The sequence below is a fragment of the Falsiroseomonas frigidaquae genome (genome assembly GCF_012163145.1).
GTDB lineage: Bacteria > Pseudomonadota > Alphaproteobacteria > Acetobacterales > Acetobacteraceae > Falsiroseomonas > Falsiroseomonas frigidaquae.
In genome coordinates, this window is record NZ_JAAVTX010000002.1 from 837,769 (window position 1) to 862,329 (window position 24,561).

22 protein-coding genes are annotated in these 24,561 nt (G+C 70.8%); 10 read left to right on the forward strand and 12 right to left on the reverse strand.

Annotated elements, in window-relative coordinates; translation table 11 throughout:
• The 3 genes from HB662_RS08415 to HB662_RS08425 form a co-directional block, all read right to left on the reverse strand.
• A complete protein-coding gene (locus tag HB662_RS08415) occupies positions 1-1,143 on the reverse strand; it encodes an amino acid ABC transporter permease (protein WP_168049120.1) in 1,143 nt (380 codons plus the stop codon).
• 2 nt (positions 1,144-1,145) lie between these two features.
• On the reverse strand, positions 1,146-2,351 hold the full coding sequence (locus HB662_RS08420) for an amino acid ABC transporter permease (RefSeq protein ID WP_168049122.1): 1,206 nt from the start codon (positions 2,349-2,351) through the stop codon (positions 1,146-1,148).
• A gap of 264 nt (positions 2,352-2,615) precedes the next feature.
• On the reverse strand, positions 2,616-3,665 hold the full coding sequence (locus HB662_RS08425) for an amino acid ABC transporter substrate-binding protein (RefSeq protein ID WP_168049124.1): 1,050 nt from the start codon (positions 3,663-3,665) through the stop codon (positions 2,616-2,618).
• 248 nt (positions 3,666-3,913) lie between these two features.
• Here HB662_RS08425 and lhpI point away from each other — a divergent pair, with 248 nt between their 5' ends.
• Complete coding sequence (lhpI, locus tag HB662_RS08430) at positions 3,914-4,822, forward strand: bifunctional Delta(1)-pyrroline-2-carboxylate/Delta(1)-piperideine-2-carboxylate reductase (protein ID WP_168049126.1); 909 nt, start codon at positions 3,914-3,916, stop codon at positions 4,820-4,822.
• 2 nt (positions 4,823-4,824) lie between these two features.
• Here lhpI and HB662_RS08435 read toward each other — a convergent pair whose 3' ends face one another.
• Positions 4,825-5,067, reverse strand: a complete 243-nt coding sequence (locus HB662_RS08435) for a hypothetical protein (RefSeq protein WP_168047656.1) — start codon at positions 5,065-5,067, stop codon at positions 4,825-4,827.
• A gap of 118 nt (positions 5,068-5,185) precedes the next feature.
• On the opposite strand from HB662_RS08435, the gene HB662_RS08440 reads away from it, so the two are divergent.
• Both HB662_RS08440 and HB662_RS08445 read left to right on the forward strand, forming a co-directional pair.
• Positions 5,186-6,775, forward strand: coding sequence for an alpha-amylase family glycosyl hydrolase (locus HB662_RS08440; RefSeq protein WP_168049128.1), 1,590 nt, complete (start codon positions 5,186-5,188; stop codon positions 6,773-6,775).
• Between the two features lie 74 nt (positions 6,776-6,849).
• Positions 6,850-7,557, forward strand: a complete 708-nt coding sequence (locus HB662_RS08445; protein WP_168049130.1) for a ribonuclease activity regulator RraA — start codon at positions 6,850-6,852, stop codon at positions 7,555-7,557.
• 15 nt (positions 7,558-7,572) lie between these two features.
• Here the strand turns inward: HB662_RS08445 and HB662_RS08450 are convergent, their stop codons facing one another.
• A complete protein-coding gene (locus tag HB662_RS08450) occupies positions 7,573-8,481 on the reverse strand; it encodes a LysR substrate-binding domain-containing protein (protein WP_168049132.1) in 909 nt (302 codons plus the stop codon).
• 99 nt (positions 8,482-8,580) lie between these two features.
• Here HB662_RS08450 and HB662_RS08455 point away from each other — a divergent pair, with 99 nt between their 5' ends.
• The gene (locus HB662_RS08455) at positions 8,581-9,729 is read left to right on the forward strand and encodes a mandelate racemase/muconate lactonizing enzyme family protein (RefSeq protein WP_168049134.1); all 1,149 of its coding nucleotides are present in this window, start codon (positions 8,581-8,583) and stop codon (positions 9,727-9,729) included.
• A gap of 29 nt (positions 9,730-9,758) precedes the next feature.
• Positions 9,759-10,736 (forward strand): tripartite tricarboxylate transporter substrate binding protein, encoded by a 978-nt coding sequence (locus tag HB662_RS08460; protein WP_168049136.1) that lies wholly within the window; start codon positions 9,759-9,761, stop codon positions 10,734-10,736.
• An 86-nt stretch (positions 10,737-10,822) separates the two neighbouring features.
• On the opposite strand, the gene HB662_RS08465 is transcribed toward HB662_RS08460, so the two are convergent.
• The 6 genes from HB662_RS08465 to HB662_RS08490 form a co-directional block, all read right to left on the reverse strand.
• Positions 10,823-11,938, reverse strand: coding sequence for an NADH:flavin oxidoreductase/NADH oxidase (locus HB662_RS08465; RefSeq protein WP_168049139.1), 1,116 nt, complete (start codon positions 11,936-11,938; stop codon positions 10,823-10,825).
• 17 nt (positions 11,939-11,955) lie between these two features.
• Complete coding sequence (locus tag HB662_RS08470) at positions 11,956-12,768, reverse strand: DUF2272 domain-containing protein (RefSeq protein ID WP_168049141.1); 813 nt, start codon at positions 12,766-12,768, stop codon at positions 11,956-11,958.
• On the reverse strand, positions 12,765-14,627 hold the full coding sequence (locus HB662_RS08475; RefSeq protein WP_168049143.1) for a hypothetical protein: 1,863 nt from the start codon (positions 14,625-14,627) through the stop codon (positions 12,765-12,767). Before HB662_RS08475 ends, HB662_RS08470 begins: the two co-directional genes overlap by 4 nt.
• A gap of 92 nt (positions 14,628-14,719) precedes the next feature.
• Positions 14,720-16,120, reverse strand: a complete 1,401-nt coding sequence (locus HB662_RS08480; protein WP_168049146.1) for an NAD(P)H-dependent flavin oxidoreductase — start codon at positions 16,118-16,120, stop codon at positions 14,720-14,722.
• Positions 16,121-16,264: 144 nt separating this feature from the next.
• Positions 16,265-18,511: a polyribonucleotide nucleotidyltransferase gene (pnp, locus tag HB662_RS08485; protein ID WP_168049149.1), complete on the reverse strand. Its 2,247-nt coding sequence runs from the start codon at positions 18,509-18,511 to the stop codon at positions 16,265-16,267.
• Positions 18,512-18,908: 397 nt separating this feature from the next.
• Positions 18,909-19,541 carry a LolA family protein gene (locus tag HB662_RS08490; RefSeq protein WP_168049151.1) on the reverse strand — a complete coding sequence of 211 codons (633 nt, stop codon included), beginning with the start codon at positions 19,539-19,541 and terminating at the stop codon, positions 18,909-18,911.
• Between the two features lie 161 nt (positions 19,542-19,702).
• Between HB662_RS08490 and HB662_RS08495 the strand changes: the two genes are divergently transcribed.
• The 3 genes from HB662_RS08495 (at position 19,703) to HB662_RS08505 (ending at position 21,345) form a co-directional block, all read left to right on the forward strand.
• Positions 19,703-20,026, forward strand: a complete 324-nt coding sequence (locus HB662_RS08495) for a hypothetical protein (protein WP_168049153.1) — start codon at positions 19,703-19,705, stop codon at positions 20,024-20,026.
• Positions 20,027-20,169: 143 nt separating this feature from the next.
• Positions 20,170-20,958, forward strand: coding sequence for a hypothetical protein (locus tag HB662_RS08500; protein WP_168049155.1), 789 nt, complete (start codon positions 20,170-20,172; stop codon positions 20,956-20,958).
• Positions 20,959-20,961: 3 nt separating this feature from the next.
• Positions 20,962-21,345 (forward strand): hypothetical protein, encoded by a 384-nt coding sequence (locus tag HB662_RS08505; RefSeq protein ID WP_168049157.1) that lies wholly within the window; start codon positions 20,962-20,964, stop codon positions 21,343-21,345.
• Positions 21,346-21,365: 20 nt separating this feature from the next.
• On the opposite strand, the gene HB662_RS08510 is transcribed toward HB662_RS08505, so the two are convergent.
• Positions 21,366-21,581: a hypothetical protein gene (locus HB662_RS08510; protein WP_168049159.1), complete on the reverse strand. Its 216-nt coding sequence runs from the start codon at positions 21,579-21,581 to the stop codon at positions 21,366-21,368.
• Positions 21,582-21,745: 164 nt separating this feature from the next.
• Here HB662_RS08510 and HB662_RS08515 point away from each other — a divergent pair, with 164 nt between their 5' ends.
• Both HB662_RS08515 and HB662_RS08520 read left to right on the forward strand, forming a co-directional pair.
• On the forward strand, positions 21,746-22,996 hold the full coding sequence (locus HB662_RS08515) for a putative DNA modification/repair radical SAM protein (RefSeq protein WP_168049161.1): 1,251 nt from the start codon (positions 21,746-21,748) through the stop codon (positions 22,994-22,996).
• On the forward strand, positions 22,996-24,525 hold the full coding sequence (locus HB662_RS08520) for a UdgX family uracil-DNA binding protein (RefSeq protein ID WP_168049163.1): 1,530 nt from the start codon (positions 22,996-22,998) through the stop codon (positions 24,523-24,525). The genes HB662_RS08515 and HB662_RS08520 overlap by 1 nt, the downstream gene beginning before the upstream one ends.
• Positions 24,526-24,561 lie beyond the last annotated feature (36 nt).

Genomic DNA, 24,561 nt, shown 5'->3' on the forward strand with positions numbered 1-24,561 from the left:
TCAGCGGCGGCGATGTTGGTTGAGGTCGCGTTCCAGGTCCTGGCTGTACTTCGACATGGCGAAGCAGAAGACCAGGTAGATGGCGCCGACGAAGACATAGACCTCGATCCCGAAGCCCTGCCAGGCGGGCTCCACGATCGCCGTCTTGCCGGCGGTCAGCAGGTCGAAGATGCCGATGATCAGCACCAGCGACGTGTCCTTGAAGAAGCCGATGAAGGTGTTCACCAGCGGCGGAATCACCAGCCGCAGCGCCTGCGGCAGGATGATCAGGCCGGTCTTGTGCCAGTAGGACAGGCCGAGTGCCTCGGCCGCCTCATACTGCCCGCGCGGCAGGGTCTGCAGCCCGGCGCGCACCACTTCCGCCAGGTAGGCGCCGGCGAACAGCGTGATGGCGACCTGCGCGCGCAGCAGCTTGTCGATGTTCATGCCCTCCGGCAGGAACAGCGGGAACATCACGCTGGCCATGAAGAGCAGGCTGATCAGCGGCACGCCGCGCACCAGTTCCACATACAGCACGCAGAGCGTCTTGATCGCCGGCAGCTTGGACCGCCGGCCGAGCGCCACCAGCACCGCCAGCGGAAAGGCGAAGGCCAGGCCGAAGGTGGACAGGATCAGCGTGATCGGCAGCCCGCCCCAGCGTTCCTGCGGCACATAGGACAGGCCGAGCACGCCACCCCACATCAGCACGCCGATCAGGGTCAGCGTGCCGACCCAGATCGGGATCAGCACCCAGGACCAGAAGCGCCGCATGGCGGAAACCACGTACAGGGCGATGAACAGCGCGCAGACCAGCAGCGGCCGCCAATGCTCCTCATACGGGTAGGTGCCGAACAGGATGAAGCGGTGCTTCTCCCCGATCACCGCCCAGCAGGCGCCGGAGCCTTCGAGCGCCCGGCAGGCCTGGGTCTGCGGCACGTTGCCCTGCATGGGCACGGTCCAGATGGCATTGATGAAGGCCCAGTCTATGAAGCCGATGGTCCAGCGCACCAGCAGATAGGCCAGCGCCAGGGACACGGCGGTGTTGATCCAGGAGGAGAACAGGTTGGCCCGCAGCCAAGCCACCGTCCCCGTGCTGGTCACCGGCGCGGCGCGCGGCGCGGCTTCCGGGCTGGCCGCCGCGGCATTCAGCGTGACGTCGCTCATGCTCAGCGCTCCACCAGGGCAATTCTGGAATTATACCAGTTCATGAACAGGCTGATCGACAGGCTGATGGTCAGGTAGACCAGCATGATGATGGCGATGCCCTCGATCGCCTGGCCGGTCTGGTTCAGCGTGGTGTTGGCGATGCTGACGATGTCCTGGTAGCCGATGGCGACGGCCAGCGAGCTGTTCTTGGTCAGGTTCAGATACTGGCTGGTCATCGGCGGCACGATCACCCGCAGCGCCTGCGGCAGCACGATGCGCTTCAGGATGTCGCCGCGGCGCATGCCCAGCGCCTGCGCCGCTTCCCACTGCCCCTGGTTCACCGCCTGGATGCCGGCGCGGACGATCTCCGCGATGAAGCCGGCGGTGTAGGTCACCAGGCCGAGCAGCAGCGCGAAATACTCCGGCGTCATCGCGATGCCGCCGCGGAAGTTGAAGCCGCGCAGCGCCGGGATATCCGGTGTGAAGGGGGCGCCATGCGCGATCCAGACCAGCAGCGGCAGCCCGACCATCAGCACCAGGCCGGCCGGCCATACTTTGCGCGGCTGGCCATCGGCGTATTGGCGGGCGCGCATGGCGCGGGCGTAGAACAGCGTGGCCACGAAGCCCGCCACCAGCGCCACCATGGCCCAGCCATGCGCGGGCAACCATTCGATGAAGGGCAGCAGCAGGCCGCGATTGGACAGGAACACGCCATCCACCGGGTTCAGCGCCTGGCGCGGCCCGGGCAGGCTCTGCAGGATGGTGTACCAGAACAGCAATTGCAGCAGCAGCGGCAGGTCGCGGATCACCTCGACATAGAAGCCGGCGATCTTCGACAGCAGCCAGTTCTGCGACAGCCGCGCGATGCCGACCAGCGTGCCGAGGATGGTGGCCAGCACCACCCCCACCACCGCCACCTTCAGCGTGTTGAGCACGCCGACCGTCAGCGCGCGCCGATAGGTGTCCGTCGGGTCGTAGTCGATCAGGCTCTCGCCGATCGGCAGCCCCGCCTCGCGGTCGAGGAAGCCGAAGCCGGTGGCGATCCGGCGCACTGCCAGGTTGTGGACCGTGTTGGACCACAGCCAGTAGACGATCAGGCCCACGATGCCCACGACCAGAACCTGCCAGACGATGCCGCGCAGGCGTTCATCGGACCAGGACAGGCGGATCGGGCGTCGGGGCGGCCCGGCCTTGGCAAGGCGCGGGTCGGCGGTCGAGGAGGACATGCAGCATCCCTGTTGCGGATAGGCTCCGGCAGGTTGGCTCCCACCGGCTATGTAAGGTCTTTGGGTCGAAAGGTGGCGGAGCCAGGGTCCAGCCGGTGCAAAAGGGGCGTCGAGGCCAAGGTCCATGCAAAAGGTGGGCCGGTGGCACGCAATCCCGGTGCTGCGGGCAGGATCGCTGGTCCAGAAGGCCGGGCGGCACGCGGGCCGCCCGGATCAGGCTTCACCCGGCCAGGGCCATGCCGGCCCGGGTCAGGTGTTCGAAGGTCAGCGCAGCGGCGGCGCGTATTGCAGGCCGCCATTGGTCCACAGCGCGTTCGGGCCGCGCTGCAGGCCGATCGGCGCCAGGTTGCGCTCGAAGATCTCGCCGTAATTGCCCAGGGTGCGGATGATGTTCACCATCCACGCGTTGTCGACGCTCAGCATCTGTCCCAGATCGCCGCTGCGGCCGAGCATGCGCTGCACGTCCGGCCGCGCATCGGACTGCGCCGCCTGCTGCACATTGGCGGCCGTGATGCCCAGTTCCTCGGCACCCACCAGGCCGAAATGGATCCACTTCACCAGGTCGGCGAAGCGCTGGTCGCCGTGGCGCACTGCCGGGCCAAGCGGTTCCTTGCTGATCACGTCCGGCAGGATCATGTGCTCCGCCGGGCGCGGCTGGGCCGAGCGGGTGGAGGCCAGGCCGGAGACGTCCGTGGTATAGGCATCGCAGCGGCCGGAGACATAGGCGCCGACCACTTCCTCAAGCCGCTCGATCACCACCGGGGTGAAGCGGATGCGGTTGGCGCGCGCCCAGTCGGTCAGGTTCTGCTCGGTGGTGGTGCCGGGCTGCACGCAGATGGTCGCGCCGTTCAGGTCGCGCGCGGTGCGGACGCCGGCGGAGGTCTTCACCATGAAGCCCTGGCCGTCGTAGAAATTGATGCCGGTGAAGTCGAAGCCCAGCGAGGTGTCGCGGGACAGGGTCCAGGTCGTGTTGCGGACCAGCAGGTCCACCTCGCCGGACTGCAGCGCGGTAAAGCGGTTCTGCGCCGTGGTGGGCACGTAGCGGACCTTGCCCGGGTCGTTCCACAGCGCCACGGCGACGGCGCGGCAGTAATCCACGTCGAAGCCGCGCCAGACGCCCTGGCTGTCGGGCTGTGCGAAGCCGGCCAGGCCGGTGTTCACGCCGCAGATCAGCGTGCCGCGGGCGCGGATCGCATCCAAGGTGGCGGCGCCGGTCGCGGGCGCCTGGGCCATCGCGGGTGCGACCATCATCGCGGCGGCCCCGATGGCGGCGGCCCCCATGGCGGCGGCCAGGGTCAGGCGAAGTGCCTTCATTCCGTCAACTCCCTAAATCTCGACTACGAAGCCTCTGAGCCGTCCGGTTCTTCCGGCGGCATGCCCCCTGGGGGAACGCCCAGGATTCATGCTGCGCCAGCGCCGGGCGGGGATCAACGCGCGTTTCCGCGCGCCCTTCAGCTTCGCTAGGCGGCGCGCCTGCGCGTGTCAAACGGTCCATCTTCCGGTTAACCTGCGCCGGCGCCAAGCTGCGTCAGAGATACTGTCGGGTTGGGAGAAGGAACGCGATGCGGATCATGACGGCGGAGCAGGTTCGCGGCGCCTTGCCCTGGGCCGGGCTGGAAACAGCGCTGCATGCGATGTTCCGTGATGGCTGCCAGGCCCCCCTGCGGCACCGCCATGCACTGCCCGAAGCCGGCATGCTGCTGCTGATGCCCGCCTGGACCGCGCGGCATACCGGGGTGAAGACCGTGCATGTGCTGCCTGCCAACGGCGCCCGCGGCCTGCCGGCGGTGCAGGCCGTATACCTGCTGTCCGATGCCGAGACCGGCCAGCCGCTCGCCATGCTGGATGGCGGCGAGCTGACCGACCGCCGCACCGCCGCCGCCAGCACCCTCGCCGGCCGCTTCCTGGCGCGGCCGGACAGCCGCCGGCTGCTGGTGCTCGGCGCCGGCCGCGTGGCCGCCGCGCTGGCGGAAGCCTGGTGCGACCGCCTGCCGATCGAGCATGTGGCCATCTGGGCGCGTAAGCCGGCGCAGGCGGAGGCGCTGGCCGCGAGGCTGGCGGCGCATGGCCTGCCGGCGGTGGCCACGGCCAGTGCCGATCCCGCCGGCTTCGATATCGTCTCCGCCGCCACCCTGTCCGAGGCGCCGCTGGTGCACGGCGCGGCGGTCTCGCCCGGCACGCATGTGGACCTGGTCGGCGCCTTCCGGCCGACGATGCGGGAAAGCGACGGCGCCCTGCTGGCCCGCGCCACCCTGGTGCTGGACACCCGTGCCGGCGGGCTGGCGGAGGCCGGCGACGTGGTGCAGGCCATCGCGGAAGGCGCGATCACCGAGGCCCAGGTGGCCGCCGACCTGTTCGACCTGTGCCGCGGCACGCATCCCGGACGCCGCGATGCCCGGGAAATCACCGTGTTCAAATCGGTCGGCTGGGCCGGCGAGGATCTGGCCGCAGCCGTGCTGGCGACTGCCTGAGTTCAGCCCCGCTTGGGACGGGCGGGCGAGACATCGATGGGGCCGCCGCGCAGCTGCGCCTGCTCCATCGTCTCCCCCGGCTGGGTCGCGCCGGGCTGGATCGGGTTGTCCACGGTGCCGGCGGCATCGTTCTCGCCGGCATCCTCGCCGCTCTCGCCTTCCCGCACGCGCTCACCACCCGGCAGGGTCGGGCGCAGCGCGTCCTCCGCGCCTTTTGCTTCGTCCAAACGGTCCTTGTCGTCCATACCAGCGGCTCCTCACTACGGAGGGCCAGGAACGTCCGAGGCCGGTGGCCGGTTGCCCGCCGATGCAACCCGCGCCCGATCCAGGCTTTTCTGACTCCGAACAGATTGGAGCGGATGCATGAGTTCATGGTGGCAGGGCGCGGTGATCTACCAGATCTACCCGAGGTCGTTCCGCGACGCGGATGGCGACGGCGTGGGCGATCTGCGCGGCCTGCTGGCGGGGATCGACCACATCGCCAGCCTCGGCGTGGACGCGATCTGGCTCTCGCCCATCTATGTCTCGCCGCAGGCCGATTTTGGCTACGACATCGCCGACCACTGCGCCATCGACCCGGCCTATGGCACCCAGGCGGATTTCGATGCGCTGGTCGAGGCTGCCCATGCCCGCGGGCTGAAGGTGATGCTGGACCTGGTGGTCGGCCATACCAGCGTGCAGCACCCCTGGTTCATCGAAAGCCGCGCCCGCCGTACCGGGCCGCTTGCGGATCGCTACATCTGGGCCGATCCGCGGCCGGACGGCACGCCGCCGAACAACTGGCTCTCGGTCTTCGGCGGCCCGGCCTGGCGCTGGGAGACGCGGCGCCGGCAATACTACCTGCACCATTTCCTGGCCGACCAGCCGGCGCTGAACCTGGCGGAGCCCGCCACGCGCGACGCGGTGGCGGAGATCATGCGCTTCTGGATGTCGCGCGGCGTGGACGGCTTCCGGATCGACGCGCTGGACTTCATGCATCGCGACCCGCAGCTGCGGGACAATCCCGCCGCGCCGCCGAAGCCGGAAATCCCGTCAAAACTGTTCGGCATGCAGCTGCACCAGTTCGACATGATGGGGCCGGAGACGCCCACCATCCTGCGGCATTTCCGCGCCACGGCGGATGCCTTCCCGGACCGCGCGCTGCTGGGCGAGCTGTCCTCCCAGCCCGGCGCGCATGCCCGCGTGGCGCGGTCCACCGGGCCGGGGCTGCTGCACATGGCCTATACGCTGGCCCCGCTGCGCGGCGTCTTCGATCACCCGATCGCCACCGCTTTGGTGCAGGCGGCCGCGAACCCGGATGGCTGGGCCTGCTGGTGCTTCAGCAACCATGACGTGGTCCGCACCGCCACCCGCTGGGCGCCCGGCCAGGTGCCGGATGCGCGCGTCACCCGCCTGCTGCTGGCGCTGCTGCTGACCCTGCGCGGCAGCATCTGCCTATACCAGGGGGAGGAGCTGGGCCTGCCCGAGGCGGAATTGCCCTTCGAGGCGCTGCGCGACCCCTTCGGCATCGCCTTCTGGCCGGATTTCGCCGGCCGCGACGGGTCCCGCACCCCAATGCCCTGGCGCCGGGACGCCGCGCATGCCGGCTTCACGACCGGCACGCCCTGGCTGCCGGTGCCCGACGCGCATCTGCCGCTGGCGATCGACGTGCAGGAGGCCGATCCCGAAAGCCCGCTGCACTTCACCCGCGCCCTGCTGAAGCTGCGCCACGGCCACCCGGCGATGATCACCGGCGACCTGGTGCCGCTGGATTTGCCGGCGCCGCTGCTCGGCTACGACCGGGTGGATACGGCAAGCGGTGCCCGGCTGCGCTGCCTGTTCAACCTCTCCGGCCAGGCCGCGCCGGTGCCGCCCGCCCTGCTGCAAGGGGCGCATCCGCTGGCCGATGCGATCCTGCCGGATCCGCAGGGCACGCTGCCGCCCTGGGGCGTGGCGCTGGCGCGGATGCCGTAGGCGGGGGGCACCCTGGACGGGCGGCCCGCATCGCGCTTCAAGCTTCGCCATCGAAGCACGGAGCCGCCCCGAGAATGACCCCCGCACAGCGCGACGCCCTGATGGGCGTGACCACCGCCACCCTGACCACGGTCCTGCTGAAGAAGGGCGTGCGCTTCTGCTACATCGCCGGCAGCCGTCCGCTGGAGCCGGGCCCGACCAAGCGCATCGTCGGCCCCGCCTTCACGCTCCGCTTCACGCCGACGCGCGAGGATCTGGCCACCGTCGATAGCTGGGCCTCCCCCACCTCCACCCGCGCGGCGATCGAGGCGATGCCGGAAGGCGCCGTCGCGGTGGCGGATGCCATGGGCAGCACCGCCGCCGGCATCTTCGGCGACATCCTGTGCGCCCGCATGGCCAAGAAGGGCGTCGCCGGGCTGGTGACGGATGGCATGGTGCGCGACGGCGCCGGCGTGATCGGCACCGGCCTGCCGGTGTTCTGCCAGGGCTATGTGGCGCCGGCCTCCGTCGCCGCGCTGAACTTCGTCGGCTGGCAGGAAACCATCGGCTGCGGCGGCGTCACCGTGGTGCCGGGCGATATTGTGGTGGCCGACCAGGACGGCGCCGTGGTGATTCCGGCCGCGCTGCTCGATGCCGTGGTGGACGCCGCGGTGGAGCAGGAACGGCTGGAGGCCTGGATCATGGTCGAGGTCGGCAAGGGCGTCGCCCTGCCCGGCCTGTACCCGGCGAACGCCGAGACCAAGGCCCGCTACGAGGCCGACAAGGCCGCCGGCCGGGCGTGACCGCCAGGGCGCGCGTCACGGCGCGCGCCCCTCCTCCGCCACCACCTGATCCAGCACCGCCACGAAATCCTGTTCCAGCCGGGATGGCGCGCGGTGCCGTGGCCGCAGCAGGCTGACGGCGAGCCGCGTGCGCGGCAGCAGCCGGCGCACCGGCAAGCCCTGCGAACGCGCCTCCTGCAACCCCACCCCATCCAGCACCGCCACCCCGGCCCCCTCCCGCACCAGGGCGCAGGCGATGGCGGATTGGGAGACCTCCATCGCGATCCGCCCGCTGCGCCCGGCCTCTGCCAGCGCACGGTGCAGCACGGCACCCACCGGCTGCTGCGGGCCCAGCGAGATCAGCGGCTGGTCCAGGATATCCGCCAGGTGCAGCGCCCGCTTCGCCGCCAGCGCGTGCCCGGGCGGCAGGGCGCAGCCGATCTCGGAGGTGAACAGGCTGCGCGCCTCCGTCCGCCCATCCACCGTGGTGCCGAGGATCAGCGCCAGATCGGCGCGGTGGTCCGCCACCAGGTTCACCGCCTCGATCGCCGTCACCGCCCGCAGCGCCAGCGCCACCTCGGGCCGGCTACGACGGAAGCGGGCGATGGCGCGCGGCAGCAGCGTGGTGGTCAGCGCCGGCACCGCGACCAGCGTCAGCAGGCCGGAACGTCCGCCGCGCAGATCCTCCGCCAGCCGGCCGAGGTCATCCAGCGCGGTGAAGGCGCCGACCAGCTCCGGCAGCAGCGCATGCGCCTCCGCCGTCGGCACCAGGCGCTTCCGCTGGCGCACGAACAGCGCGAAGCCCAGCCGTTCCTCCGCCTGCTGCAGCATCTTGCTGGCGCTGGGCTGGGACATGCCGAGCGATGCGGCGGCCGCGGTGACGCCGCCCTGCTCCATCACGGCGCGGAACACCTGCAGCTCGCGCAGATTGAGGTTCATAGCCATCCGGCCATGATGTCAGCATGGTTCGCTATTTGACAGCATGACCCGCCGCGCCGCAGCCTGCCCGCCAGGCACACAGCGAAAAAGGCGCCGGGGAAACGCATGAAGATCGCCAGCATCCAGGGCTTCCACGCCGGCTTCAGCCCGACACCGGCACTCGGCAACGCCTCCACCTTCATCCGCCGCCGCGACTTCCTGCTGGTCCGCGTGGTGACGGAATCCGGCGTTGTCGGCTGGGGCGAGGTCTTTGCCTCCCCATTCGCCGCCGCGGCGCTGATCAAGACGAAGCTGGCGCCGCTGCTGCTGGGCCAACCGGTGCGCGACTATGGGCGCCTGTACCACGCGATGCTCGGCACGCTGGGCTATGACCGGCGCGGCCCGGCGATGATGGCGGCCTCCGCGATCGACATGGCGCTGCATGATGCGGCGGCGCGTTGCCAGGGCATCAGCGTGGCGGCGATGCTGGGCGGGGCGCTGCGCGACCGCGCGCTGGCCTATGCCAGCGGCCCCTTCATCGCCGAGGGTGGCTCCCCCTACGGCGCCTATCCCGAACAGGTGGACGCCCTGCTGCGCCGCGGCTTCCGCGCCATCAAGCCCCGCGCCGGTTTCGACCCGCGCGCCGATGGCGTGATGACCAAGGCGCTGCGCCGGCAGGTGGGGGAGGATGTCGCGCTGATGGTCGACATCAACCAGGGCTACGGCGTCGGCTCCGCCATCGAATCCGCGCGGCGGATGGAGGAAGCCGGGCTGCTCTGGATCGAGGAGCCGCTGCAGCCCGAGGACATCCCCGGCTACCAGACCGTCGCCCGCTCCGTGCCCTGCGCCATCGCGGGGGGCGAGGCGCTGGCCAGCCTCGCCGCCTTCCGCGATTTCCTCGCCGCCCGCACCTTCTCCGTGTTGCAGCCGGACCTGACGGTGTGTGGCGGTTTTACGGGATTTCGCCGCGTCGCGGCCCTGGCGGACGCCTACGACCTGCCGGTGATGCCGCATGTCTTCGGCACGCTGGTCAATTTCCACGCCGCCTTGCAGATGGCGGCGCTGCTGCCGGCGCGCCGCGGCGGCGGGCCGGCGCCCTACCCCTTCATCGAATACGACGCGACGCCCAATCCGCTGCTGACGGTGCTCGGCACGCCGGAGCTGGATTCGGCCGGCATGGTGGCGCTGCCGGAGGGGCCGGGCATCGGGCTGGAGCTGGACCCGGAACGTCTGGCGCCCTGGCTGACCGAGAGCTGGACCCTGGGCCGCGAATAGAAACAAGAAGAACGGGAAGGAAGCAGCCGATGACCATCACGCTTCGCCGCCGCAGCCTGCTGGGTGCGGCCCTCGCCACCGGGCTGGCCGCGCCCGCCTTGGCCCAGACCTATCCCAGCCGCCCGGTGCGGCTGGTGGTGCCCTATCCGCCCGGCGGCGCCACGGACATCACCGCGCGGCTGCTGGCGCAGGAATTGTCGCAGTCGCTCGGCCAGTCCTTCGCGGTGGAGAATCGCGGCGGCGGCGCCAGCGTCACCGGCACCCAGGCGATCGCCACGGCGCCGACGGATGGGCACACGCTGGGGGTCATCGACACCGCCTTCGTGGTCAATCCCGGCCTGCTCGGCAGCCGGCTGCCCTATGACACCAGGCGGGATTTCAGCTTCGTCTCGGTCCTGGTGCGGTCGCCGCTGGTGCTGGTGGTGCCGGCCTCCGCCCCCTGGCAGGATCTCGCGGCGCTGGTGCGCGATGCCAAGGCGAAGCCGAACGAGCTGACCTTCGGCTCCGCCGGCAACGGCACGGCGGTGCATATGGCGGGCGAGCAGTTCCGCCTGGCGGCCGACTTCACCTTCCTGCATGTGCCCTATCGCGGCGGCGGGCCGATGATCACGGACCTCATCGCCGGTCGCGTCCACATGGCCTTCGGCACCATCCCGGCCATGGCGGAACATGTCCGCGCCGGCCGGCTGCGGGCACTGGCGATCACCGGCAGCACGCGGACCAGCCTGCTGCCGGAGGTGCCGAGCATGGCGGAAGCGGGTTTCCGGGCGGTGGATGCGGCGCTGCTGAACGCACTGGTCGGCCCGGCGGGGCTGCCGGAGGCCGTGGTGGCGCGGCTGGCGGAGGCATCGCAGCGCGCCGTCACCAGCGCGGCGATGCGGGCAAGGCTGACCCAGCTCGGCTTCGAGCCCGTGGGCGGTACGGCGGCGGAGGCGTCAGCGCAGCTGCTGGCGCAGATCACCCAGTGGGAGCGGGTGATCAAGGACGGCGACATCAAGGTGGATTGAGGCGAGCCTGGCAGCTTTCTTCGGCGGTCGTGGGCGCCGGAGCCCCCACCCAACCTCCCCCGCAAACGCGGGGGAGGGCTTTCGGGTCAGCCCAGCGGCGGCATCGGGTCGCCGGTCTCGGCGCGCATCGCCATGCGCGCGATGGAGCCCCAGGCGCGGTCGTATTGCGGCGGGGTGCGGATCGCGTCCACCCGGCCCAGCGCCACGGCGGCGCGCATCGGCCAATAGGGGTCGCGCAGCGTGGCGCGGGCCAGCAGCACCAGGTCGGCGCGGCCCTCGGTGATGATCGCCTGCGCCTGCTCCGGCTCCGTGATCAGACCGACGGCGGCCACCAGCACGCCGGCACCCTGCTTCACCGCCTCCGCCCCCGGCACCTGGTAGCCCGGGCCGAGCACGATCTTCTGGGCCGGATCGATGCCGCCGGAGGACACGTCGATCATGTCGATGCCGAGCGCGGACATGCGCTTCGCCAGCTCCACGCTCTCCGCCGTGCTCCAGCCGCCCTCGATCCAATCGGTGTGGGAGATCCGGAGCAGCAGCGGCACCTCCTCCCCCACCGCTTCGCGCACCGCCTTGGCGACGGCCAGCGGCAGCCGGGTGCGGCCCTCGAAATCGCCGCCCCAGCGGTCGTTGCGCTTGTTGGAGATCGGCGACATGAACTGGTGCAGCAGGTAGCCATGCGCGCCGTGCAGCTCGATCACCTTGTAGCCGGCGGCAAGCGCGCGCCTGGCGGTGGCGGCGAAGGCGGCGGGCAGGTCCTCGATCTCGGCCTCGGTCATCGGGCGCGGCGCGGCGAAATGGCCCATCGGCAGGTTGCTGGAGGACACGATCTCCCAGCCCGGCTTGGCCGGCTCATCGACCCAGGCCGGCGCCCGGCTGGCCTTGCGGCCGGCATGGCCGATCTGGATCGCCGGCACCGCGCCGGCATGGGCGATGGCGGCGGCCAGGCGCGCATGGGCGGGGATCTGCGCATCCTCCCACAACCCGACATCGCCCGGCGTGATCCGGCCTTCCGGCAGCACCGCGGTGGCCTCGACCATCACCAGGCCGGCGCCGCCGAGGGCACGCTGCAGCAGATGCGCCATGTGCCAGTCGGTCGGGCGGCCATCATCGTCGCAGCAATACTGGCACATTGGCGAGATGCCGATGCGGTTGGCCAGCGTCACGCCACGGATGGTCAGCGGGGAGAACAGATCGGTCATGTCGGCGGAAATTCCGTTCAGGGTGCGAAAGGCGGCAGGCGGCCGAGGCGGCTTTCCATCACGAGCAGGATGGGCAGCCGGCCCGGCGGGGCCGGGGCCAGAAGCCCGGCGGCATCCGCCGGGTAGCGGGTGAGGGTCACGGTGTCGCCGACATTGCCGCCGACGACCTCCACGACACCGGGTGCCACGCCGGTGACAATGTCGCAATGCATCGGCCGCGGCACCCCGGCCTCCGCCCGCCGCTCCGACCAGTGGGCGAGGCGCGCGCGGCTGCGGTCGAAGCAGACCAGGTCGGCCGGACGCGGTGCGTATTCGCCCGGCGCATGCGGCCGAAACGGTGCGGTGGCCGGGAAGGCATCGGCATCGGCGATCAGCGCATCCAGGTACAGGGAATGCGTGGCATTCGGCGGAAACTCCCGCGCATCCACCCCGGCGCCGCGGAACACCCAGGAGATGAACGCCGCCGACCAGGCCGGCTCCGACCAGAGCGAGGTGGTGGTCATGCCGGACAGGGATGCGGCGTAGATCGGCCGGTTGTCGCGGATCGCGCCCTCGTCATCCTCGACCGCGCGCCAATAGGCCAGCACGCGCGGGAAATTGGCCGGGCTGGATTCGGCCGGCGCGCTGTCCGCCGCATTGGTCCCGGGATCCGGCCAGGCATCCCGCACCACGCCGCCCCAGTCGCGCCATTCCCCCAGCGCCAGCCGCACCACCCGTTCCGCGGCGGCGGGCGGATAGACCAGCGGCGGCGAAGGCGGCGCCGGGCGCACCGGCGCGGCGCAGCCCGCCAGCGCCAGCAGCGCCACCAAGGCCAGCGATGCGAGCCTCATGCCGAAACCGGCAGCCGCAGGATCGCGGCATCCGGCGCCATCAGCGCCAGCGCCGCCGCCGCCTGTGCCGCCGGATGGGTCGAGCCGCCGAGCGGGGAGGCCAGCACCTCCAGCGTCGTGCCACGCGGCCGCACCAGCGTGCGGAGCAGTGCCACCGCCTGGCGGTGCAGCGCCTGGGCCTGGGCGGCGGCCTCCGCCGGCAGCGCCCCCGGCCGCTGTTCCGCGACCAGCGCCAGGGTGCCGGCGGCGCGCGCCACCAGCCCGAGCGTCTCGGCATGGCCGCGCAACGGCCCGGGCGTGCCGCCCTGCAATGTCAGCCCTTCCACCACCACCAGCCGGCCGGCTTCCCGCAGTTCCGCCGGGCCGGGCTTCACCGCGGCCAGCGCCCGGCCGATCGGGCCATCGAGCGGCTGCGGAGGGTCCTGCGCCAGCACCCGCGCCAGGGCCAGCAGCGCCGTGGCATGGCCGGCGAGGTCGCCGGGGAAGGCGCCATCCTCCGCCTGCAGGGCGAGCAGCCGCTGCACCAGGGCCTCGACCGGCGCGGTGGCGCCGGAACGCCGCCGGGCTTCCGCCGCGACGATCGCCCAGGCCAGGTCCGGCACGCCGGGGCTGCCGGCCAGCAGCGCCGCCATCTGGCGGTCGAACCAGCCCTCCAGCACCGCCTTGCGCTCCGCCGGCAGGATCACCCGGTAGGCCTGGCGCGTGGCGAACAGAAGCTGCGTCGCCACCGCATTCAGCGCGGCGCCTTGCGGCGGCAGCGGGTCCAGGTCCAGCCCGGCGACCTGGTCGCCGCTGGCGACCATCACCCGCGCCGCATCCTCCGCCGTGGTGCCGGCGGCCAGCAGCCGGTCCTCCCGCAGCACCAGCGTCGCGCCGGGCGCCAGGGCGACCGGGCCGTGCCGCAGGATCAGCCAATGCAGCGCGGCGGGGCGCGCGGCGATCGCCTTGACGCTCATCACCCGCTCCGGCGCCTGGGGCCGGATGTGCAGCGTGGGCGTGCCTGCCGGCCAGCCAGCAAGGCCGATCGCCACATGCGGCACCGGCGTGGCCTCCGCCCACAGCGCCAGCCCGGCGGCCTGTGGCGCGGCGAAATCGCGCCAGCCTTGCTGGCCTGCCAGCCGGCCCTCCGCCATCTCCAGCCCCGCGGTGCCCAGTTGATCCAGCGCCGTGCTGACCCGCAGGCGGGACAGGCGCTGGCCGGCGGCGGCGGTGAAGGTCACGGTCAGCCGCAGAAGCGGCGATCCGGCGGTGATCTCGTATTCGTAGCGCAGCGTGCCGGCTTCCACCTGGCGCGGGCGCAGCCATCCGGCCTTGCCGCCGATGCGGCTTTCGTGGCTCAGCACGATGCCGCCGCTGCGCCGGGCGATGGCGCAGTCGCGGATGTTGTCCTCGACATCCACGCCGTTGCGGTAGCGGCCGAGGCGGAATTCCGCGAGGTTGCCGGTATGCAGCAGGGGCGCGCTGGCATCGCCGCGCAATTGCTGGCGCAGCAGCCCCGCCGAGAGATCGCCGGTGAAGCGGTGGAACGGCGTCAGGATCTCGAAGTCGCGCGGGTCGTCGCGCAGCAATTCGATTCCGCCCACGGCGGCGCGACGGCAGGGCACGGGTGCATCGGCCATGGCCATGACGAAATCCAGCACGCCATCGGCGAAGGCCGGGTCGGCGTCGCGGATGTCCGGCTGGGCCAGCAATTCAGCGGCCTGGGCGTTGGCCGGCATGGCGCAGAAGCCGCCATCCGCCGCGGCGCCTTCGGCCAGGGCCATCAGGCGACGGCCATCGACCGTCACCTCGCGCAGCAGGGTGCCGCGGAGATGGGCGATCAGCCGGTCGCGATCGGCAGCGTGCAGAAGGTTTCGCATGGCGTGCGGAAGTCTCCCCGAGACTTGCGGCAGGATACCGTCTTCGGGGCCGTTACGTGAAGGGCGCGCAAACCAGGCGCGCCCCAAAGGTCTCAGCGACCGGTCATGATCCGCTCGACCAGCTGCTTCGCCGTCGGCACGAAGCCGTTCGAATAGAACGGGTCGCTGGCGAAGCGGTAGGCGTTGTGGCCGGCGAACATCAGGTTGCGGTCCAGCGCCCCATCATGCGCCACGTCCTGCAACGTCTTCTGGATGCAGAAGCTGCGCGGGTCCGCCTTCTTCCCGGTGGAGAAATCCGGCTCCGTCTGCGCCCAGTTCGAGAAGCGGCAATGGCTGAGGCAGCCCATGCAATCGATCTGGTCCTTGACGATCTCCCGCGAATTTTCCGGGGTCACGAAGATCAGAGTGTTGTCCGGCGTGCGCATCGCCTCGATGAAGCCCTCGGCCTCCCAGTGATGCACGCGGGCGCGGTCATGCGGCGTCAGGTAGACCAGCCGCTTGCGCGGGCCGACGCCGTATTCCGAGATATGGTCGCCCACCGGCTCCATCGTGTAGGCCACCTGCCGCTCGTTGCGGTCTTCCAGCTCGCGCAGGAATTCGTTGCGAATCGCGCTGGAATAGAAGCCGGTCGGCGAGAAGGGCTGCAGCGAGACATCGCCCGGCTGCAGCGTCAGCAGGCGCTGCTTCCAGGCCTCGCTGATCGGGCTTTCCTTGGTCAGCAACGGGCGGGTGCCGAACTGGAAGGCGATCGGGCCGAGGTCGGGATTGTCGATCCAGTCCTCCCACTCCTCCAGCCACCAGACGCCGCCGGCCATGATGATCGGCACGTCGCCCAGGCCGAATTCGCGCATCTGCTGGCGCAGCTTCAGCACGCGGGGGAAGGGGTCTTCCGGCCGCTTGGGATCCTCGGAATTGGACAGGCCGTTATGGCCGCCGGCCAGCCAGGGGTCCTCATAGACCACGCCGCCCAGCCATTCCCGGGTCTTCGAATAGGCGCGCTTCCACAGCGCGGAGAAGGCGCGGGCGGAGGAGATGATGGGGTAGTAGTGCACCCCGTAGTCGCGGGCGATATCCGCCAGGCGATACGGCATGCCGGCGCCACAGGTGATGCCATGGATCAGGCCGCGGGCGCCTTCCAGCATGCCCCGGGCAACGCGCTCCGCCCCGCCCATCTCCCACAGGATGTTGGCGTGGATGCGGCCCTGGCCGTTGGAACGCTCATGCGCTTCCTTCGCCTGGGCGATGCCGCCGGCAATGCCGTAGGCGACCAGTTCCTCATGCCGTTCCCGGCGGGTGCGGCCGGAATAGGTCTGGCGGATGAGGTTGCCATCCGCGTCGTAGCTGTCGGCGTTCACTGCGGAAAAGGTGCCGACGCCACCGCCGGAGGCCCAGCCGCCACAGGTCGCGCCGTTGGAGACGGCGACGCCCTTGCCGCCTTCCACCAGCGGAAGAACGTCCACGCCACCCATGCGGATCGGGTTGATGGCCTTCAAGATGTCAGGCTCCGGGCAATTTTTGGGACCGTCGCGCGCGCGCCGATGACGTGCGCGTGACCGGGATATGGCGTTTCCATCGCCGCAGGGGGAGGCCCCCCCTGCGGATTACTTTGTGTCAGCCTTGCTCGCGGCGCGAGAAGATCAACCCTCGTTGCTGCGCGGGCGGAAGCTGCGCTCGCCGTCACGCCGCGGCGGACGGTCGCCGCGCGGCGCGCGCTCGGCCCGCTCGCCACCGCCACCGCCACCCTCGCCATCCTCGCGCGGGCGGCGGGCGCCGACCTGCTCGGAGATGTCGGCGCCGGTCGTCTGGTCGACCACGCGCATGGAGAGCTTCACCTTGCCGCGGTCGTCGAAGCCGATGACCTTCACCTTCACCGCATCGCCGTCCTTGACCACGTCGGTGGTCTTCTGGACGCGCTCGTTCTGCAGTTCGGAGATGTGGACCAGGCCGTCCTTGGCGCCGAGGAAGTTCACGAAGGCGCCGAACTCGGCGGTCTTCACCACCTTGCCGTTGTAGATCTTGCCCACTTCCGGCTCGGCGACGATGCCCATGATCCGGTCGATGGCCTTCTGCGCGGCCTCCACCGTCGTCGCCGCCACCTTGATGGTGCCGTCGTCGTCGATGTCGATCTTGGTGCCGGTCTGCTCCGTGATCTCGCGGATCACCTTGCCGCCGGACCCGATCACATCACGGATCTTGTCCTTGTTGATGTTGATCACGGTGATGCGCGGCGCGGTCGCGGCCACATCGCCGCGGGCGCCCGAAAGGCCCTTGGCCATCTCGCCCAGGATGTGCAGGCGGCCGTCCTTGGCCTGGCCGAGCGCGATCTTCATGATGTCGAAGGTGATGGACGTGATCTTGATGTCCATCTGGAGCGCGGTGATGCCGTTCTCCGAACCCGCCACCTTGAAGTCCATGTCGCCCAGGTGGTCTTCGTCACCCAGGATGTCGGACAGCACGGCGAAGCCGCGGTCTTCCTTGATCAGGCCCATGGCGATGCCGGCGCAGGGGCGCTTCAGCGGCGCACCCGCATCCATCAGCGCGAGCGAGGTGCCGCAAACGGTCGCCATCGAGGACGAACCGTTGGACTCCGTGATCTCGGACACCACCCGCATCGTGTAGGGGAACTTGTCCTTCTCCGGCAGCAGCGGGTGCAGCGCGCGCCAGGCCAGCTTGCCGTGCCCGATCTCGCGACGGCCCGGGCTGCCCATCCGCCCGGTCTCGTTCACCGAGTAGGGAGGGAAGTTGTAGTGCAGCATGAAGTTCTCGCGGTACTCGCCCGCGAGCGCATCGATGATCTGCTCATCCTGCCCGGTGCCCAGCGTGGCGACGCATAGCGCCTGCGTCTCGCCGCGGGTGAACAGGGCGGAACCATGGGCGCGCGGCAGGATGCCGACCTCGGCCAGGATCGGGCGGACCGTCTTGGTGTCGCGGCCGTCGATGCGCATGCCGGTGTCGAGGATGGCGTTGCGGACCACATCGGCCTCGAGCGCCTTCATCAGGCCCTTGGCCGCGCCGGCATCAAGGCCCTCGGCCTCCAGCGCCGCGATGACCTGCTTCTTCACCGCGCCGACCTGGGTCTGGCGGGCCAGCTTTTCCGTGGTCTTGTAGGCTTCGACCATCGGCGCGCGGCCGAGCTCGGAGATGCGGGCCTTCAGCGTCTTCACGCTGTCGGCTTCCTCGGGCAGCGCCCAAGGCTCCTTGGCGGCCACCTCGGCCAGCTCGATGATCCCCTGGATCACCGCCTGGAACGACTTGTGGCCGAATTCCACGGCGCCGAGCATGACGTCCTCGGACAGCTCCTGCGCTTCGGATTCCACCATCAGCACGCCCTCGGCGGTGCCGGCGACCATCAGGTCGAGCTGCGACTGCTGCAGCTGGGCGGCGGTCGGGTTCAGCACGTAGCCGCCATCGATATAGGCGACGCGGGCGCCCGCGACCGGGCCGAAGAAGGGAATGCCGGACAGCGTCAGCGCGGCGGAGCAGCCGACCAGCGCCACGACATCCGGGTTGTTCTCCAGGTCATGCGACAGCACGGTCGCGACCACCTGGACCTCGTTGCGGAATCCGTCCGGGAACAGCGGGCGCAGCGGGCGGTCGATGAGGCGGGAGACCAGGGTCTCGTTCTCGGAGGGACGGCCCTCGCGCTTGAAGAAGCCGCCCGGGATCTTGCCGGCCGCGAAGGCCTTTTCCTGGTAGTTCACCGTCAGCGGGAAGAAATCCTGGCCCGGCTTCACGGACCGCGCGCCGACCACGGTGCAGAGCACGATGGTGTCGCCCAGGCGGGCCAGCACGGCGCCATCTGCCTGGCGGGCGATCTTGCCCGTCTCCAGCGTCAGAAGCTGGCCGCCCCAGGAGATGTCCTTGCGGAAATACTTGTCGAACATGGATCGTCCTTCTTGGACCCGCCGGATGCGGGGCCACAGCGAAAGGCCACCCGCGCGCGGCGCGCACGGGCGGTCGGAACGCGACGAAGGCGGAAACCAGGGGACTGATCGAATGGCCGAGCCCTGGAGATGCGCGGCGACTCGGGCGGCATGGGTCCCACCGCGACCTGTCCCCCGTAGGGTACGACGCGATGGGGACGGCATAGGTAGGGCCGCCCATGTGGCCGGAGGCGCCGTCATCGCCCCATCCGGGCGCGGCTGGTCCGCAAGGCTTCCGCTGCCATCGCAGCGAAGGTCTTTCCCGGCAGGACCCGATCAGGCCAGCACCAGGGTAAACCCGGGCGGCCCTATGGCATGGCAGGCGGTGAAAGACCAGCAGAAACAGGTAAACCCTGGATCAGCGGCGCGCCGCCTCCGCCTCCAGGAAGCGCGGGTCGTTGAAGTCGAACAGGCGGTTCTCCAGCGCGATGCCGGTTTCCACCTCGTACAGCGTCACCCGCGTCTCCCGCCCCTGGGCGTCCAGCACGGTCCATTGCCGCAATTCCATCGGCTGTTCGGCGAAGGCCAGCGTCAGCAACCCCTCCGCCCGCGCCCCCGTGCGGTACAGCCCGATACGCAGGAAGCCACCGGTGCGGTCGGTACCAACCACGGTGATGTCGCCGGCAAGCCGGATCTCCGGCGTCAGCAGCAGGCCGAGCGGGGTGGAGGAAGCCGGCACCGCGGTGGGCTGGCGCAATTCCCGGTCATACATCAGCACCTGGCCGCCGGAGGCCACCAGCAGCAGCGGCTCCGGCGGGTCGTAGTCGAAGCGCATCCGGCCGGGGCGGCTGATCAGCGCCGTGCCCTGGGCGGAGGCGCCGTTCTGCGCCACCTGCAGGAAGCGCGCCCGCAGCGTCCGCAGGGTGTTGAGATAGGCCTCGACCCGCGCCACCGCCGTACGGTCGATGGATTGCGCCCGCGCGGTGCCGGCGGCGGCAGGGACCAGGAAGGGCGCGGCAAGGCCGGCCGCGAGGATCAGGCGACGTTTCATGTCGCATCAGATGGCCCGTCGCGGCGGGTGCGGAAAGGGGCCATGGAATTAACCCCGTCTCAATCCCCGGTGCGCTTAATGGGGACAGAGCCAGTGGCCAGGAACGCCACCCTCCGCCCCAGAACGGGCCAGCGGCTTCCCGAACCCAGCGGAGCCTTCCCATGCCCTTCGATTTCGCCGCACCCGCCGACCTGTCCAGCTTCCCCCCCGATGCCCGGCACATGGATGTCCGGCACATGGATGTCCGCCCCGTGGATGCCGGCACCATCCTTGGCGTGCCGCGGCATGAACTGGTCGCGCATGCGCTGGGCCAGATCGCCCCGTCCCTGCGCAACGCGGTTGCCGAGATCGAGGTGAGCGGCGGTGGCCAGTTCGTCCATATGGGCATGGTGTTCGACCAGGTCGCCTGGCGCGCCGCCTGGCGCCGCCCCGGCCTGCCGGTGGCCAGCGGCAGCTTCCCGGTGTGGAACGGCAGCCCGGTTTGAACAGCCCGGCTTGAGCAGCTCGGCTTGAGCAGACCGGCTTGAGCAGACCGGGCCCAATTTTCTCGCGTATGGGCAGGACGACCCGACTGGCCCTACCCTCCGCCGCAGTATCCGCGCGCACCAGGCGGGGCAGGAGAGCCAGGATGTTCCAGACCGACGCAACCCCCGATTCCCGCATCGCCGGCGCCGCCGCCTTGCTGGCGGATATCCGCCGCGGCCGGCGGCAGCCCTGCCCCGGCCTGCCCGAAGGCCTCGGCCCCACCAGCATCGCCGAGGCCGAGGCCATCCAGCTCGCGACATATGCCGCGCTCGGCTGGAACATCGCCGGCTGGAAGGTCGGCCGTACCCGGGACCAGGCCATCGCCTGCCCGCTGCCCGACGCCACGGTGGCGCCCGCCGCAGACGCCACGCTGCACCTGCCGATCGGCTGCGCGATGGAGCTGGAAGTGGCGCTGCAGCTGCGCCAGGGGCTGGACGCCACGCTGCTGGCCGCCCTGCAGCCGGCCGACCTGCCGACGATCGCCGAGGCGGTGATCCTGTTCGAATTCTGCGAGAGCCGCTTCAGCAACGGGCGCAAGGCGAGCGACCTGGAGAAGCTGGCGGATTGCGTCACCAATGGAAGCTGCGTCTTCAGCCCCGCCACCGGCGCCTGGACCTGGGCGGATATCGAGACGCTGGAGATGCGCCTGACGGTGGACGGGATCGAGGTGGCGCGCCACGCCGGCCCGCACCGCGCCATGCCGCTGGCCGAGCTGGTGGCCGCCTGGCGCGACCGCTGCCTCGCCATCGGGCACCTGCCGAAGGCCGGCGAGATCATCACCCTCGGCAGCCAGACGGGCATGCTGCCGGTGCCCGCCGCCGGCGGGCTGCTGGTCGGCGAATGGGCCGGGCGCGGCCGCCTGGAATGCCAGGTGGCGCCGCTCGGGAGCTGAGCGGTGGCGGAGGAGCCGGGCGCCGCGCCGCCGATCGCCCGGCTGCACGGCATGGGCGGGCACCTGCTGCTGTACCCGGATCGCATCCGGCTGCTGCGGCACGGCCCCTGGTTCACCGCCGTGAACCTGCTGACGCATCTGGAGCGGGAGATGGAAACGACCATCCTGCTGCGCGACCTGGTGGCGGTGCATATGGTGCGGTCCCTGCTGCTGGTGCAGTTCCTGCGCCTGACCTATGCCGGCTGCCCGCCCCCCACGGGGCACTACCTGCGCGACGCCTTCGCGGAAAACGCCTTCCTCTACAGCCTGGCGGACAACCGCCCGCTGCTGGCGATGCAGCACCACATCAGCAATGCGGCGGCCGGGATCCGGCGCGGCGGCGCCTAGGCCGCGAGGGGTTCAAGGGTTCAGCGCGGCGGGTAGTCGGGGCGCGGCGGCAGCGGCCAGGCCTGCGCCTCCAGCCGATCGGCGGTGCCCGCGATCTGCGCGGCGGCAAGCGGGTGGCCAGAATCCAGCGCTTCCACCGCCAATTGCCGCAGCGCCGTCAGGATTGAGGCGAGGCCGCGCCCACCACCCGTTCGCGGGAGCGCTTCGACCTCATCACGATCCGGGGGTAGAGACATTTTCGTATATTGACGCGGCCCGGGGCGGACGCACAGGCGAACCTTTCCACCGCCGCAGGAAGCGTTGTTCACAAAAACGCGATCAGCCGCCCGCTTGCGGTATCGCCAAAAGAACATAACATGAACTAAATCCGATCAGGATGTATGGCTGATGGAGTTGCCCCATGGAGTTGCTCCGAAAGCTTGAGATCCTGGCCGATGCGGCGAAATACGATGCCTCCTGCGCCTCCTCCGGCACCACGAAGCGCAACAGCCTGAAGGGCGGGCTGGGCAGCACCGAGGGCAGCGGCATCTGCCATGCCTATGCGCCGGACGGGCGCTGCATCTCGCTGCTCAAGCTGCTGCTGACCAATGCCTGCGTCTTCGACTGCGCCTATTGCATCAACCGCGCTTCCTCCAACACGCAGCGCGCCCGCTTCACGGTGGAGGAGGTGGTGCAGCTCACGCTGGGCTTCTACCGGCGCAACACCATCGAGGGGCTGTTCCTGTCCTCGGGCATCATCCGCTCGCCGGACTACACGATGGAGCAGGTGGTGCGCGTGGCCCGCGTGCTGCGGCTGGAGCACGGCTTCCGCGGCTACATCCATCTGAAGACCATCCCGGATGCGTCGCCGGAATTGCTGGCGGAGGCCGGGCTCTATGCCGACCGGCTGTCCATCAACATGGAGCTGCCTACCATCGCCGGCCTGGAATCCCTGGCGCCGGAGAAGGACTTTCGCCGGATCCGCCACGCCATGGCCGGGCTGCGGACGCGCATCGAGGTCGCGCAGGACGAGGCCAGGACCGCCCGGCGGGCCTCCCCGAAAAAATTCGCGCCGGCGGGGCAGAGCACGCAGATGATCGTCGGCGCCGATGGGGCGGATGACGGCGCCATCCTGGGCACGGCCACCGACCTCTACGCCGGCTACCGCATGCGGCGGGTCTACTACTCCGCCTACTCGCCCATTCCCGACGCTTCCCGCCTGCTGCCGCCCACGGCGCCGCCACTGGTGCGGGAACACCGGCTGTACCAGGCGGATTGGCTGCTGCGCTTCTACGGCTTCTCGCGGGAGGAGGTGATGGCCGGCGGCCAGGGCGGCATGCTTGATCTCGAGCTGGATCCAAAGACGGCCTGGGCACTGCAATCCCGGGCAAATTTCCCGGTGGACCTGAACACGGCGCCGCGGGAGGCGCTGCTGCGCGTGCCGGGGCTGGGGGCGAAGACGGTGGATCGCCTGATCGCCGCGCGACGCCACACCCGCCTGCGCGCCGCGGACCTCGCCCGGCTGCGCGTCAGCCTGGCCAAGGTGCTGCCCTTCGTGGTGCTGGCGGACCATGTGCCGCGCGGGCTGGATGGGGCCGGGCTGCGCAGCCGCCTGCTGCCCGCCACCGCCTTCGCGGCCGCCGCGCGCCCCGTGCAGATGACGCTGTTCTGATGCCGGCGCTGGCCCAGCGGCCCGGAGTGGCGGTGACGCTGCCCGGCCCCGCGGATTTCCCTGCCTGGCGGCAGGCGGCGCGCGGGCTGGTGGCGGCCGATATCCGCCCGGAGCAGGCCGAATGGGTGGTGGCGGGCGAATTGCCCGGCCTGCTGGCGCAGGCACCGGCGCCACCGCCATCGGCCGCGCCCTTCAGCGTGCCGCGCGCCTTCCTCGACCAGGCGGAGATCGCCATCCGCCACAGCGACCCGGAGCGCTTCGCGCTGCTGTACGGCCTGCTCTGGCGCCTGGTGCATGGCGAGCGCCACCTGATGCAGGCGGCGACGGACCCGGCGGTGATCCGCCTGTCCACCCTGGCCAAGGCGGTGCGCCGCGACGCCCACAAGATGCACGCCTTCGTCCGCTTCCGGGAGGTCCAGGCCGAGGACGGCCCGCGCCACATCGCCTGGTTCGAACCCGACCATCACATCGAGGAGGCGGAAGCGGAGTTCTTCCTCCGCCGCTTCGCCAGCCTGCGCTGGTCCATCGTCACGCCGCGCCGCAGCGTCGCCTGGGACGGGCGGGCACTGTCCTTCGGCCCCGGCGGCCGGCGGGCGGATGTGCCGCCGGATGATGCGATGGAGCCGCTGTGGCGTGCCTACTACGCCAGCATCTTCAACCCGGCACGGCTGAAGCCAGGCGCCATGCGCGCCGAGATGCCGCGCAAATACTGGCGCAACCTGCCCGAGGCGGCGGAGATCCCGCGCCTGATGGCGGAAGCCCCTCGGCGGGTGGCGGAGATGGTGGAACGCGCCGCCGCGGCCCCCAATCCCCGCCCGCAGAAGCCCCGCCACCTGCAGGCCTTCCCTCGGGACGCCGGGCATCTTTCCGCGCCGCCGCACGTTGCCCGGGACATGCCAACCCCGATCGACGCCCCTTCAGATCCCGCTCTCGCCCTGGCCGCGCTGCGGGAGGAACTGCTTTCCCGGCCCGACCTGCCCGAATTCGCCGCCCGCGCCACCCAGCCGGTCTTCGGCGAGGGCCCGCTCGGCGCCAGCCTGATGTTCGTCGGCGAACAGCCGGGCGACGAGGAGGATATCGCCGGCCGCCCCTTTGTCGGCCCCGCCGGGCGGCTGCTGGACCGCGCCCTGGCGCAGGCGGGGGTGGAGCGGCGGGACGCCTACCTGACCAATGCCGTGAAGCACTTCAAATTCACCCCCACCGGCAAGCGCCGCATCCACCAGTCGCCGGATGCCGGCGACATCACCTATTACCGCCCCTTCCTGGCGCGGGAGGTGGCGGCGGTGGCGCCACAGCTGGTGGTCTCGCTGGGTGCCTCGGCGCTGGCGGCGCTGACGGGCAAGAAGCTGCCGGTGCTGAAGACGCGGGGGCAGGTGGTGACGGGCCTCACGGGCCACCCGGTCTTCGTCACCGTCCATCCCAGCTACCTGCTGCGGCTACCGGATCCACAGGCGCAGGCGGATGGCTTCGTCGCCTTCGTAGCCGATCTGCGGGCGGCGCATCAATCGGCCGGGGCCGCCCTGGCCTGATGCACTTTACACAATAAAATCAAACCTTTAGTCGGC